Below are 13,696 nucleotides of genomic sequence, written 5' to 3' on the forward strand. Positions count from 1 at the left end.
CACCCCGCAAACCCGCACGGCTACGTTGCCGAGAGGTCAAGAAAGGCGGTTTTTGGAGGTGAAGTGTCGAACTCGGGCGTCCAGCGTTGAGCGCGGCGCCCGATGCGCAATGGACGCAGCGGCCTCGAAGGAGCCATATTTCTCGTAGGCGTTGAAACCCATGGCGTAGGCAAACACGGCCTCCGCGTCATCGGGGTCAGGAAGTTCCATGTCATGTCTCCCGGCTGGATTACTCATTTTGCCTCTGAGGTATTTCACCGAAACATTCAGCGGCGGCTTTCGGGGCGGCGATCCGGCGTATGACGACCCGTTGCGGACGTTCGGGAAGTTGAAAAGCGGGCGTTCAGTCGTAGGGCGGAGTGCCAACTCCGCCAACTTAGTCAACGCATGCGGTGGAGTTTCACTCCACCCTACAACTGCGCCGTACGCGGTGGTTATGAAAATGCCGAAGGCATGGCCAGTGTTGGCGCCCGCGTTGGACCAACAGTTAGATTTTTACCGCGCATTCAATTCTTCAATAATAATTTTCGAAAGCTGTCTGTCAACCCTTGCTTTTTTGAAAGTTGTTTTATATGGCAGATTGTTTATTACGTAATTCTGGTGCGCTGGATTTGTGTTGTGGCCAAATATAATTGCAGTAATTGAGTTTTCCGGGAATGGTATTTTTTGTCCTTTATATCCAGGAGGCAGGCGTCCCTTGGCAAGATGTCTTAATTCGTTCTCGACTTGCCAATAGTCCATTTTTGTGTGGAGGCTGTTGTAAATAAGGGTGCCAATGCGCTCAGTGTCAATGTTGTGTGCCGCCTTGATTAGGTCAATCCCGGCAATCTCTGGCAATTTATCCCGGTAGCTTATCTTGGTGTACTCGAAATCTGGGTGCTCAAGCTCAATGCAGAAGCCCGTATGATCGCGGGCGTAATGCGACCATAGTATGTTGTTGTCAGGTTCAGATGCGAAACAATAAATTGGATAGCTGTCCACCACATCCTCAAACCCTGCAACAATTTTGGGCCAAAAATTAAAGAATTCGTCGGTTAGTCGGCCTTTTGACACCCAGGCTTTGATTTGACGTTTTTCTTTCCCGCTTAGCTTCTGCGCGAGTGCCTTTAGCTCTGCTGTAGTTGGTTTCGTGTAATTTATGTGAGAGTCGAATGGATCGTTGAAGTATTTCCTTGACGACGCCCACGTCACGCCCTCAAATAGCCCCAGTATGCTTGTGTCAGAGCCAAGCTTGTGAGCGTCAGTAGTTTCTGGAAAGGTCCTGTATTTGTAAAGCTTCATGCTGCGCAAATGTGGCCATGAAAATCTAACGTAGAAGTGAGGGGCCGCCGGAGCGCGTAGCGCGGAGGGTACCCACAAGCGCAGCTTGTGGGCGGTCCCTCTCGACTGCCGGGTTAGCGTTATTCCGCAGACAAATGCTCGATGTCAATGTAGAACCCCGCTTTCTGTAGGCTCGCAGCGAGCTTGTTCTTAGTTTCCTGGACGGAATTGTTAAAAGGGATATAGATGAGGCCATGAATGTCAGATGGAAGCTCAAGGTTCCCTTTGTGCAAAATTGCAACCCGCTCTCTCCCCAGCTTGCTCAGAAACATGCCCATTTCAAGAACTACGTTCTGACGCGCGCGTGGCCTGTTTTCATTTGATGCCCCAGCCTTGTGACCTTCGTCATCTGGCGTAAGCAATACCACTGCATATGGCACGTCAGTGTTAGCGATCAAAGCCTCAATGATCGTCTTGCCGTCCGGTGCCATATTTCCGAGTATTACGGGTTTTATATTCATGCGAAGAAGCATCAGCTCTAGCTGATCTCGCGCTTGAGTATCGTGCCCATACACAACGAAAACTTTAGGCTCACGTATAGCGTAAGCGGCGGCAGACGCGGCTGTAGCTGCCCCTGCCGCTTGCAGTGCTGCTGGTTTCGGGGTGACAACTCCGCCATTGACCACTGATGTAGCCAAATCTTTTTCCGGACAGTCTTTACCTTGAAGAGCTACTTTTCCAGAGGAGTACCAATTTATCTTTGTGCCTTCACCAAGGCAAATTTGTGCTCCGTGTTGAATATCTTTTGTCTCTGCAACTGCTAGGCCATGCGTTTTCAGCGCAGAAATCAAATTTTCTTTTTCCCAAGCCATGAAAATTCCTTGATGACGCTAACTATAAATTTGGACAGCAATTTTTCTGTATAACTCCGGGCGTTGCTGGATAACATCCCGGCAAGGAATCCACGTAAAGCCGCTTCCTGCATATCTTTCCGGCGAACAGGAGCGGTTTTCTACTCAAGTAAATGCCGACGAAAAGCCGCAACTGACCTGCAGGGTACAAAAGATCTGAGTGACTGCTTTGCGTTCGGCAGTTGTCTGTCTGCTCCTGGCCGGAAGTCTTTGTTCTCCGTTCCCGGTTCAAGCACCACGCTACGCCCGCCTCCAGACTCGTGCGTATGATCTGAATCACGAATGCCCACGGCTGATTCAAAAACACGCAGCGCCTCGCATTCATTTCACACATTGCATCAATTGGGCAGGCCGGCCTTGGCTTTCACGGTGAGGGCAGATTCATGCCCGCCGGCTGTTGAGCGGTATTCGCGGGCTCCTGTCATCGGTGCCATGTCGTGGCAGGCGGTGCGCGGGCATCTGACAGTCGTGTGCTGCGGCGGCATGTGCGTTCCGGTTGCCGGCTTCAATCGCATGGAATAATCGCGGTTTCGGCCGGGGCGGCGTCGAAATGTGGGGGCCTGACCTTGTGGTGAAGGCTTCCGGCATATCGATCAGTCTGGGGGCTGTGCAGGTCAATACAGAAAAGGAGCACACATGTTCGGCATCCGCTTCATCAAGGTCGGCCCGACCGACTTTCTGCTGCAATACAAGAGCGGCCAGGTCGTGCGCGAGGGCGTGGGGCTGTCGTTCTTCTACTATGGCCCGACCAGTTCGCTGGTGCGCGTGCCGGTGGGGAGTGTCGATGCGCCTTTCATTTTCGAGGAGGCCACTGCCGACTTTCAGAACGTGACCGTGCAGGGGCAGCTTTCGTATCGGGTGAGTGATCCGCGCAAGCTGGCGCAGCTGATGAACTTCACGCTGGCGCCGAATGGTCGTGACTACAGTTCGGAAGATCCGCAGAAGCTCGCGCAGCGGCTCATCAACCATGCGCAGGTGCTGACCAGCTCGTCGCTGCGCGTGATGTCCCTGCGCGAGGCACTGGGCGGTGCCGACCGGCTGGTGGGCGCGGTGCGGGCCGGCATGCAGGGGGCCGAGGCCATTACCGCGCTGGGCATCGAGGTGCTGGGGCTCTCGATCCTTGCGATCAAGCCGACGCCGGAGACTGCGCGGGCGCTGGAGGCCGAGGCGCGCGAGGCGATCCTGCGGCAGGCCGATGAGGCGGTGTTCGCGCGGCGCAATTCCGCCGTCGAGCAGGAGCGCGCGATTCGCGAGAACGAGCTGAACACCGAGATCGCGGTGGAGAACAAGAAGCGCCAGATCAAGGAAGCGCAGATGGATGCCGAGAAATCGGTGCAGCAGAAGAAGCGCGAGCTGCGCGAAGCCGAGATGGCCACGCGCATCGCGCTCGAGGAGCAGAACCGTAACCTGCTGGCGATCTCGACCGCCAACACGCGCGAAGAGGCCGATGCCAAGGCCTATGGCATTTCGTCGATGATGCGGGCGCTCTCCGAGACCGATCCTAAGGTGCTGCAGGCGCTGACCAGTGCGCGACTCGATGCGGCCCAGCTGGTGGCGCTGTCTTTCAAGGAGCTGGCCGAGAACGCCGGCAAGATCGGCGAGCTGAACATTTCCTCCGAGCTGCTGCAGGGCCTGCTTGAGCGCGAGAGCAAGTGAGCATGACGCGCAGTACCGAGAACAAGCTGGTGTTGGTGACGCGGCGCACGCGCCTGGAGGAGCTGATCCAGCGCTTCAACACCGAGGGGCAGGCGCGTTTCTATGTCGAGCATCTCGGCGCCGATTTCTCGGACTACCAGCAGGAGCATCGCCAGTATCGCGAGGCGGTGGCGGCGGCCAATCAGTTGCTCTCGCGGCATGCGAGGGTTCAGGTACTGGACCGCAGCTTCGTGCCGAACTTCGTGTTCGGGCCGCATGACACGGTGCTCGCCCTCGGTCAGGACGGGCTGGTGGCCAATGTGCTGAAGTATCTCGACGGCCAGCCGCTGATCGGCGTGAATCCGGACCCGGCCCGCTGGGAGGGCGTGCTCCTGCCCTTCGTGGTGAAGGATCTCGACCGGCTGCTGCCGGAGGTGTTTTCCGCTCGCCGCCCGCTGCATGAGGTGAGCATGGCGCAGGCGAGCCTCAATACTGGCGAAACGCTTTGTGCCGTCAATGACATCTTCATCGGGCCGCGCAGCCATACCTCGGCCCGCTATGAAATCAGCACCGGTGGCCTCAGCGAGCGGCAGTCTTCCAGCGGCATCATCGTGTCCACCGGCATGGGGGCCAGCGGCTGGCTGCGCAGTGTGCTGGCCGGTGCGGCCGGCATCGTGTCATCGGTGGGCGGGGAGACGCCGCAGGGGCTGCTCGATGATTTCCGCTGGGAATCCGACTATCTCTACTTCTCGGTGCGCGAGCCCTGGCCCAGCAAGACCACTGCCAGCAGCATCAGCTTCGGTCGGGTGACACGCGAGGCGCCGCTGGTGCTGGTGTCCCAGATGGCTGAGAACGGTGTCATTTTCAGCGATGGCATCGAGAGTGACTTCGTGCAGTTCAACGCCGGCACCCGGGCCACCATCACGCTTGCCGAACGACGCGGCATCCTGGTCGGCTGAGCGGCGTTTCAAAGGCGCTGACGCGGCTCGCCGGGGGTGAGCCGCGCCACCCGCAGGCCGGCACGCTCAGGCGCCGCTTTCCGGCTGATCGCAGCGCGGAGGGCGTCAGCTCTTGAACTGAAGCGTTTCCCCGGCGGCCACAGCCTCCGACGCAATTCGTTCCGCTCATTCTTTTCAGGGTGCGCGGCCGCGACGCCTTCAGCTGATGTCCGCTTGCGCCACTGCGCCGGCTACCGTGGCAGGAACAGGAGACTCCGTTCGACCCCGGTCGCCCATTTTCCGCTCAAGGCCTGCCTGACCTGCATGCCTGAAACGCAGACATTCCGGAGTTGTGCAGCAGCGACCTGATTCATCAGCGTACCGGCGCACGGCCATGTCTCAAGCATGGCGTGATGCCGCGCGAGTCGAATCCAGGGGAGGTGGGGCAGGGCGCTTTCCATGGCGGTGCGCACTTTTCAGGGCAGTGGCTGGATGGGGTGATCCGGCCTTGGCGGAGGCGGGGAAAACGGTGTTGACCGCCAATCGGCCTTGCCCGCTCGATGGGCGGCTTCCGGCGGTGCATGGCTGCAGGCGGCGGGGCGCGGAGACCGGGTCAAATGGTGCGGCGGATGAGGAAAGCCTGAAAATGCCGCTAACATGATCTGGTTCAATCCATCGCCGGGAAGTCGCATGAAACTCACAAACGCCGTCTGCTTGGTCCTTGTCGTGTCGGGTCTGGTTCATGCGCAGCCGGTTGCGGTGCCTGCCGCGCGGGTGGAGGCCTTTTCTCCGCAGGGGGAGATCAAGGATGTCCGTCAGGTGGTGGCGCGTTTCTCGGAGCCGATGGTGGCCTTCGGTGACCCGCGCCTGGCTTCGCCTTTTGAGGTGAAGTGCGAGGCAAAGGGCAATGGCCACTGGGTGGACGCCCGCAACTGGGCGTATGACTTCGATGCCGATCTGCCGGCCGGCCTCAGGTGCCGCTTCACGACACGCGCGAAGCTGACGACACAGGCCGGTGCGCCGGTGACGCCGGGCACGTTCAACTTCAGCACCGGCGGCCCGGCGATCCGCGAGTCCTGGCCGGACCAGGGGGAGGAGGCCATCGACGAGCGTCAGGTCTTCCTGCTCGGGCTGGATGCGATGGCGGATCCGGCCAGCGTGCGCGAGCGCGCGTACTGCAAGGTGGCCGGGGTGGGCGAGCGCGTGCCGCTGGAGTTGATCGAGGGGGACGAGCGCAACCGGATTCTGACCGAGCAGGAAGGGCGCGCGCAGAACGTCTTCCAGGTCATCACCAAGCGCGGCCGCAGTGGCCTGCTGGCGGTGAAGGATGATCGTTTCAGGAACGCGCCCATCGTCGTGGCGCGTTGCGCCCGCAAGCTGCCGGCCGGCGCCGAGGTGAGCATCGTGTGGGGCGCGGGCATCCGTTCGGCGGGGGCGGCAGCCGATAGCGTGGCGACCTCTGAGGACCAGACCCTGCCCTTCATGGTGCGCGAGGAGTTCGCGGCCAAGCAGACCTGCGAGCGTGTGAGCCCGAATGCGGGTTGCGTGCCGGTGCTGCCGCTGACGCTGGTATTCACCGCGCCGGTGGATGCCGGGCTGGCAGCGAAGATCGAGCTGCGCACGGCGAGCGGCAAGACGCTTTCTCCCAGGCTGGAAGCCAACGCGAAGGCGGTGCAGAGCGTGAGCTTTCCGGGGCCTTTCGAAGCCAGCAGCGAAGTGACGATCACGCTGCCGCGCAGCTTCAAGGATGACGCCGGGCGCGAGCTGATCAATGCGCAGTCTTTCCCGCTCAAGGTACGCATCGACGAGGATCCGCCGCTGGTGAAATTCCCCTCGCACTTCGGCATTCTTGAATCGAAGGCGCAACCGGCCTTGCCGGTCAGCGTGCGCAATGTCGAGGCCTCGATGAAGGGCCTGCAGACCCAGGCAGCCGGTGCTTCGTCCGGCTCGGCAGGTGAGGGCAATCTCGCGCGCGTCGACACCGAGGATGACAGCCAGATTGCCGTCTGGCTCAATCGTGTGCTGCGCGGCCCCGCCTTGAGTGGCGCGGCGCTGGATGCCTTCGTGAAGAAGCATGAACGCTATCCGCGCGAAGGCGAGCTGCCGCTGCTGTTCCACAACAAGTCGAAGGGCTTCAAGGCAACGCCCCTGACCCTGCCGCGCATCGAAGGCGAGAAGGTGCTGGAGCTGGTCGGCATTCCGCTGCCCAAGCCCGGTTTCTATGTGGTGGAGTTTTCCAGCAACCGCCTCGGGGCAGCGCTGCATGGCGAGAAGAAACCCTATTACGCCTATTCCAGCGCGCTGGTCACGAACATGGCCGTGCACTTCAAGCTCGGACGCGAATCGTCCCTGGCGTGGGTCACCCAGCTCGACAATGCCGCGCCGGTTGCCAATGCGCGTGTCACGGTGTCGACCTGTGACGGCGAGCCGATGTGGAAGGGCACGACGGATGCCAAGGGCATGGCCCGCATCGGCGAGGCGCTGAACACGCAATACTATGGCGAGCAGTGCTCCGGCCTGCTGGTGGTGGCGCGCAAGGACGATGACCTCTCTTTCATGCTGTCGAGCTGGAACGACGGCATCAGCACCTGGCAGTTCAATTTCGGCGGAGGCAGCACGGCGGGGCGGATCGCTGCGCATACGGTGCTCGACCGGCCGCTGTTCCGCGCGGGCGAAACGGTGTCGATGAAACACTTCCTGCGCATGCGCACCGGCAAGGGCTTCGCCGCGCCGGACAGCCGGCCGGGCAAGCATGCGGTGCTCATGCATGAGGGCAGCGGGCAGAGCTATGACGTGCCGGTCAGCTGGAACGCCGGCACGGGCGTATCGGCCTGGGCGATTCCGAAGGAGGCCAGGCTAGGCACCTACAGCATCACGCTCCAGTTCGGCGGCGAGAGCCTGCAGTCGGGCAGCTTCCGCGTCGAGCAGTATCGCGTGCCGCTGATGAAGGCCGTGCTCAAGCCGCCGGCGCCGGTCGTGAAGCAGACGAAGATCGATGTGGACGCGCAGCTCTCCTACCTTGCCGGCGGTGTCGCTGCGGGCGCGCCGGTGAAGTTCCGCAGCCGCCTCGTGCCCTATCCGCTGCTGTTCCCTGCGTATGACGATTTCCGCTTCGGGGGCAAGGTGCCGCAGGAAGGCCTCTCGGCCGTGCAGCCCTATGCCTACAACCCCTCGGGTGATGAGGACGAGAGCGATGGCGAAGTCGACACCGGCTCGGCGGTGAACACCGGCTACGCCGCCCGCACGCGCAGCCTGTCGCTCGATGCCAACGGTGGCGCACGCGTGAGCTTCGACGGCATTCCGCAATCGGAAGACCCGCGCGCGCTGGAAGTCGAGATGGAGTACAGCGACCCGAACGGCCAGATCCTCACCTCGGCCACGCGGGTGCTGGTGCTGCCCTCTTCGCTGGCGCTGGGCATCCGCATGGAAGGCTGGTACGCCACCAAGGAGAAGATGAGCTTCAAGGTGCTGGCGCTGGATGTGAGCGGCAAGATCCAGGCAGGCCGCAAGGTGACGGTGGATGCCTACCAGCGCAAGACCTATGCCTATCGCAAGCGACTGCTCGGCGGCTTCTATGCCTATGAGGAGACGCAGGAGATCAAGCGCGTCGGCACCGCCTGCAGCGGCACGACGGATCCGCGCGGGATCCTGATCTGCGATGGCAGCGCGCCGGACACCGGTGAGCTGATCCTCGTGGCACGCGCTGAAGATGACAAGGGCAACACGGCCATCGCGAGCACCGAGGTGTACGTTGCCGGTGAAGACGCATGGTTCAGCGCCTCGCAGAGCGACCGCATCGACGTGCTGCCGGACAAGCGCGCCTACCAGCCGGGAGAAACGGCGCACTTCGAGGTGCGCATGCCTTTCCGCGAGGCGATGGCGCTGGTCACCGTGGAGCGTGAGGGCGTGCTGAGTTCGATGGTGCTGCCGATCAGTGCGAAGAATCCCTTTGTCGACGTGCCCATCGCCAGGGAGTTCGGGCCGAATGCCTATGTGTCGGTGATGGTCGTGCGCGGCCGCGTCGATCCGGAAGCGCCCGGTGCCTTCGCCTGGCTGCGGCGCATGATTTATCGCATCGGCATGTTTTTCGGTCTGGTGAAGGAGCTGCCTCACGAGACCAATACGGCGCCGACCGCACTCGTCGACCTGACCAAGCCGGCCTTCCGGCTCGGCATGGCGCAGATCAAGGTGGGCTGGCAGCAATACGAGCTCAAGGTGAAGGTGGAAGCGGATCGCGAGCGCTACAAGGTGCGCGACAAGGCGGCCGTGAAAGTCACGGTCACCGATGCGGACGGCAAGCCCGCCGCGAACGCCGAGATCGCACTCGCCGCCGTTGACGAAGGCTTGCTGCAGCTTGCCGCGCCCACCTCCTGGCAGCTGCTCGACGCGATGATGCAGCGCCGCCCGGCCGAGGTGCAGACCTCGACCGCGCAGTCACAGGTGATCGGCAAGCGCCACTTCGGCAAGAAGGCTGCAGCACCGGGAGGCGGTGGTGGCGGCGAAGGCGCGAACGCGCGCGAGATGTTCGACACGCTGCTGCTGTGGCGGCCGAGTGTGCAGCTGGACGCGAAGGGTGAGGCACGCATCGAGGTGCCGCTCAATGATTCGCTGACTTCCTTCCGCATCGAAGCCATCGCGCATGCCAACACGCAGCAGTTCGGCTCGGCCAGCACGCGCATCCGCACCTCGCAGGAAGTAATGCTGTTCGCCGGCCTGCCGCCTTTCGTGCGCGAGGGTGACCAGTTCGCCGCGATGCTGACCGTGCGCAATGGCGGCGACCGCCCGCTGACGCTGGATGTGACGGCCAGCGCGGACGCGGGCACCGGCGCCAGGCCCGTCGGCACGCAGCGGGTGAGCATCAAGGCTGGCGAAGCGGATACCGTCAGCTTCCCGGCGACGGTGCCCTTCGATGCGAAGAAGCTGAACTGGCGTTTCGCCGCGACCGAAGTGGTCACCGGCAATGCCGCGCCCGCGAAGGACGCGCTCAGCTTCGTGCAGACCGTCGGCGCCGCCTACCCGGTGCGTGTCTACCAGCAGACGCTGGAGCAGCTCGAAGCGGGCAAGCCGCTGAGCTTCCCGGTGCAGCGCCCGGCCGGTGCGATCGCGGGGCGCGGCGGTGTCGATATCCGCCTGGCCAATTCGCTCGGTGGCGAACTGGGCAGCCTGCGCGAGTGGATGCAGCGCTACCCCTACAGCTGCCTCGAGCAGCGCGCCTCGGTCGCGGTTGCTCTGGAGGACGAGAAGCGTTGGGACAGCGTCATGAACGGCCTGCCGACCTATCTCGACCGGGACGGCCTCGCGAAGTATTTCCCGATGGACTGGCTGCAGGGCGATGACACGCTCACGAGCTATCTGCTGAGCATCGCCGATGAAGCAGGCTACGAGATTCCCGAAGGGCCGCGCGAGCGCATGCTCAAGGGCCTGGAAGACTTCGTGGCCGGCCGCATCCATCGCTACGGCGTGTTGCAGACGGCCGACGTGGTCATGCGCAAGCTCGCCGCCCTCGACGCGCTGGCCCGCTACGAGCGGGCCCGGCCGGAGATGCTGCAGTCATTCGAGATCGCGCCCAACCTGTGGCCCAGCTCGGGCGTCATCGACTGGGTGTCGCTGCTGACGCACATGAAGAATGTGCCGGACCGTGAGCGCAAGCTTGACGAGGCGCGCCAGATCCTCAAGTCGCGCCTGATGTTCTCCGGCACGACGATGAGCTTCTCCACCGAGAAGAGCGACTACCTCTGGTGGCTGATGGTGTCGCCCGAACTCAATGCCATCCGCATGCTGCGCCTTGCTGCCGACGAGCCCGGCCTGGCGCCGGCCGACGCAGGCCGCCTCGCACGCGGCGCGCTCGGTCGCCAGCAGCAGGGGCGCTGGCAGACCACGGTGAGCAATGCCTGGGGCGTGATCGCGCTGCGCCACTTCAAGGAGCGCTTCGAGCGCGATCCGGTGGCCGGCGCGAGCCTGCTCAGGCTGGGCGACGTGGAGCGTCCGCTCGACTGGTCGAAAGCGGCGTCTCGCAACGAAGGCGACCCGGCGCAGGGCACACCGATCGGCGACGGCGTTTCGGCGCACTTCGACTGGCCGGACAAGACCGCGCCGCTTTCGCTCCAGCACCAGGGCAGCGGCAAGCCCTGGGCCTTCATCGCCTCGCGCGCCGCGCTGCCGCTCGACAAGCCGCTGTTTGCCGGCTACCAGATGAAGCGCACGGTCACGCCGGTCGAGCAGCAGAAGTCCGGCGTCTGGCAGCGGGGCGATACCTACCGCGTCACGCTGGAAATCGACGCACAGGCCGACATGACCTGGGTGGTCGTCAATGACCCGGTGCCGGCTGGCGCCAGCGTGCTCGGCAGTGGCCTCGGTGGCGACTCGAAGCAGCTCGCCTCAGGCGAGAAGAAAACCGGCTGGCAGCGCCCGGCCTTCGAAGAGCGTGCCTTCGACGGTTTCCGCGCGTATTACCAGTACGTGCCCAAGGGCAAGTTCAGCGTGGAGTACACCGTGCGCCTGAACAACCCTGGCAGCTTCCTGCTGCCGGCCTCGCGCGTCGAGGCGATGTATGCACCGGAGATCTTCGCGGAAGTGCCGGTGGCGAAGATGGAGGTGAAGTGAAGCCGCCGGCAGTTGTCAGGGGCGCAGATGTCACGCCAGCCTGAAGACCTGCACCAGATGCTCCGCACACGAACCGGACCCTGGCTGCTGGCGCAAGGGCGAAACCTGTGGCGTGGCACTTTGACGCGCCTGCAGGGGCTGGCTGCGCTGCGCGCACGCATGACCTGGCGCCGGCTGCTGGGCTGTGCGCTGGCGCTGCTGCTGGGCTGCGTGCTCTTCGTGGTGACGGCGCAGGTCCCCCGATTCGAGGCGGTCCGCGCGGCGACACGCAGTTCCGAAGCCGTACTGCTCGACCGGGATGACCATGTCATCCAGCGCCTGCGCGTCGACAAGTCCCAGCGCATGCTGACCTGGACGCCGCTGGAGCGCATCTCGCCAAGCCTGATCCGCGCGGTGGTGGTGTCGGAGGACAAGCGTTTCTGGTGGCATCCCGGTGTCGACCCGATCGGCATCGTCTCCGCCGCGTTCGACAATCTGCGGCGTGAGCGGGCGCGCGGCGCGAGCACGATCAGCATGCAGCTTGCGGGCCTGCTCGCCGGGCCGCAGCGCGACCGTGGCTGGCTCGGCAAGCTGCAGCAGGCGCGCCATGCGCTGGCGCTTGAGCTTTTCTGGAGCAAGCGCGAGATTCTCGAAGCCTGGCTCAATCGCCTGCCTTTTCGTGGCGAACTGATCGGCATCGACGCGGCGGCGCGTGGCCTGCTTGCCAAGGGACCGGACGGCCTCGATCAGGCGGAGGCTGCGGTGCTCGCGGCGCTGATCCGGGCACCGTCCGCCTCGCGCCATCGCGTTGCGCGTCGCGCCTGTGCGGCCCTGAAGGAAATGGCGCAAGACACGCAGTGCGAGCAGGCGCGTTTTCTGGCCCTGGCTTTGCCCGCCAGGCCCTATCCCTTGCCGGGCGTGGATGAAGCGCCGCATCTGGCGCGCCGGCTGCTGAGCCAGCCGGGCGAGGTCTTGCGGAGCAGTATTGATGGCGAGCTGCAGCGCTTTGCCAGCGAAACCTTGCGCACGCATCTCGCCGAGCTGATGGAACGCAATGTGGAGGATGGCGCTGTCATCGTGCTGGACAACCGCAGCGGGGAAGTGCTGGCCTATGTCGGCTCCAGCGGTGATCTGAGTGGCGCGGCAGCGGTTGATGGCGTCGCTGCACAGCGCCAGCCGGGCTCCACGCTGAAGAGCTTCCTGTATGCACTGGCGATTGACCAGCGCTGGCTGACTTCAAGTTCGGTACTCGACGACTCCCCGCTGGCGCTGACCACGCCATCGGGCCTCTACATTCCGCAGGACTATGACCGCAACTTCCGCGGCGCGGTGAGCGTGCGGGCGGCGCTGGGCGCCTCCCTGAATGTACCGGCGGTGCGCGCCCTGACCCTGGTCGGCGTCAATCGCTTCCTCACGACGCTGCGCGATCTGGGCCTCGCGAGTCTGCAGCGCGATGCGGATCACTATGGCTTTGGCCTGGCGCTCGGTGGCGCAGAGACCAGCCTGCTGGAGCTGGCCAACGCCTATCGTGCGCTCGCCAATGGTGGCGCCTGGTCGGCACCGAGCTTCGCGCCGGTCGCGAAGGATGCGGTGCCACTCCGTCGGCAGGTGCTGAGTCCGCAGGCGAGCTTCATCGTGGCGGACATCCTTGCCGATCCGGTTGCACGGGAAATGACATTCGGATTCTCGAGCGCCCTGTCGACGCATGGCTGGGCGGCGGTGAAAACCGGCACCAGCAAGGGCATGCGGGACAACTGGGCGATCGGTTTCACGGAGCGCCATACGGTCGGCGTGTGGGTCGGCAATTTTTCCGGCGCCCCGATGTGGGATGTTTCCGGTGTGACCGGTGCGGCGCCGGTGTGGCGCGATATCGTCGAGCATCTGCTGGCGGAACAGCCTTCGCGCGCACCGGCTGCGCCCGAAGGCGTGCAGGCGCGGCAGGTGGTGTTCCAGCCGGCGATCGAAGCCCCGCGCAAGGACTGGTTCATCGCCGGCACCGCAGGCGACGATCAGCACAGGGTGGGTGCGCCTCTCGTGCAGAAGCTCGCCAGTGCGCGCCCGCACCTCATCATGCCGCCGGATGCGGCCATCATCGCGCCGGATCCGGACATCCCCCAGCGGCTGCAATCCCTGCTGCTGCAAGCCAGTGGCGACGCGACGCACTGCCTGCGCCTCGATGGCAAGGCGGTTGCGGCCTGCGGCAGCCTGCAGCGCATGCTGCCCCTGCCGCTACCCGGGCGTCATCGTCTGGAACTGCTGGATGCGCGTGGCAAGCTGCTTGATGCACATGAATTCGATGTGCGCTCGATCAGCCCTAAGCCGCGTGCGCGCTGATCGGGCCGGGCGTCGAAGGCTGCTGCCTTGACCGGA

At 63.6% G+C, this 13,696-nt stretch carries 7 protein-coding genes; 4 read left to right on the forward strand and 3 right to left on the reverse strand.

The window, feature by feature from the left end; all coding sequences use genetic code 11:
• Positions 1-36: 36 nt before the first annotated feature.
• The 3 genes from ABDB87_RS18290 to ABDB87_RS18300 all read right to left on the reverse strand — a co-directional run bounded on the left by ABDB87_RS18290 (position 37) and on the right by ABDB87_RS18300 (position 2,132).
• Entirely contained in the window at positions 37-210 is a 174-nt protein-coding gene (locus ABDB87_RS18290; protein ID WP_345929761.1) for a hypothetical protein, read from the reverse strand.
• A gap of 285 nt (positions 211-495) precedes the next feature.
• Positions 496-1,281, reverse strand: a complete 786-nt coding sequence (locus ABDB87_RS18295; protein ID WP_345929763.1) for a DUF2971 domain-containing protein — start codon at positions 1,279-1,281, stop codon at positions 496-498.
• 119 nt (positions 1,282-1,400) lie between these two features.
• Complete coding sequence (locus ABDB87_RS18300) at positions 1,401-2,132, reverse strand: TIR domain-containing protein (protein ID WP_345929765.1); 732 nt, start codon at positions 2,130-2,132, stop codon at positions 1,401-1,403.
• 675 nt (positions 2,133-2,807) lie between these two features.
• Between ABDB87_RS18300 and ABDB87_RS18305 the strand changes: the two genes are divergently transcribed.
• From ABDB87_RS18305 to pbpC, 4 genes are all read left to right on the forward strand, one after another.
• Complete coding sequence (locus ABDB87_RS18305) at positions 2,808-3,827, forward strand: SPFH domain-containing protein (protein ID WP_345929767.1); 1,020 nt, start codon at positions 2,808-2,810, stop codon at positions 3,825-3,827.
• A 2-nt stretch (positions 3,828-3,829) separates the two neighbouring features.
• Entirely contained in the window at positions 3,830-4,765 is a 936-nt protein-coding gene (locus ABDB87_RS18310; RefSeq protein WP_345929769.1) for a diacylglycerol kinase catalytic domain-containing protein, read from the forward strand.
• Between the two features lie 669 nt (positions 4,766-5,434).
• Positions 5,435-11,347 carry an alpha-2-macroglobulin family protein gene (locus ABDB87_RS18315; protein ID WP_345929771.1) on the forward strand — a complete coding sequence of 1,971 codons (5,913 nt, stop codon included), beginning with the start codon at positions 5,435-5,437 and terminating at the stop codon, positions 11,345-11,347.
• A 27-nt stretch (positions 11,348-11,374) separates the two neighbouring features.
• Positions 11,375-13,660: a penicillin-binding protein 1C gene (gene pbpC, locus ABDB87_RS18320; RefSeq protein WP_345929773.1), complete on the forward strand. Its 2,286-nt coding sequence runs from the start codon at positions 11,375-11,377 to the stop codon at positions 13,658-13,660.
• Positions 13,661-13,696 lie beyond the last annotated feature (36 nt).

Origin of the sequence: Uliginosibacterium paludis, from assembly GCF_039631355.1 — a bacterium.
GTDB classification, from domain to species: domain Bacteria; phylum Pseudomonadota; class Gammaproteobacteria; order Burkholderiales; family Rhodocyclaceae; genus Uliginosibacterium; species Uliginosibacterium paludis.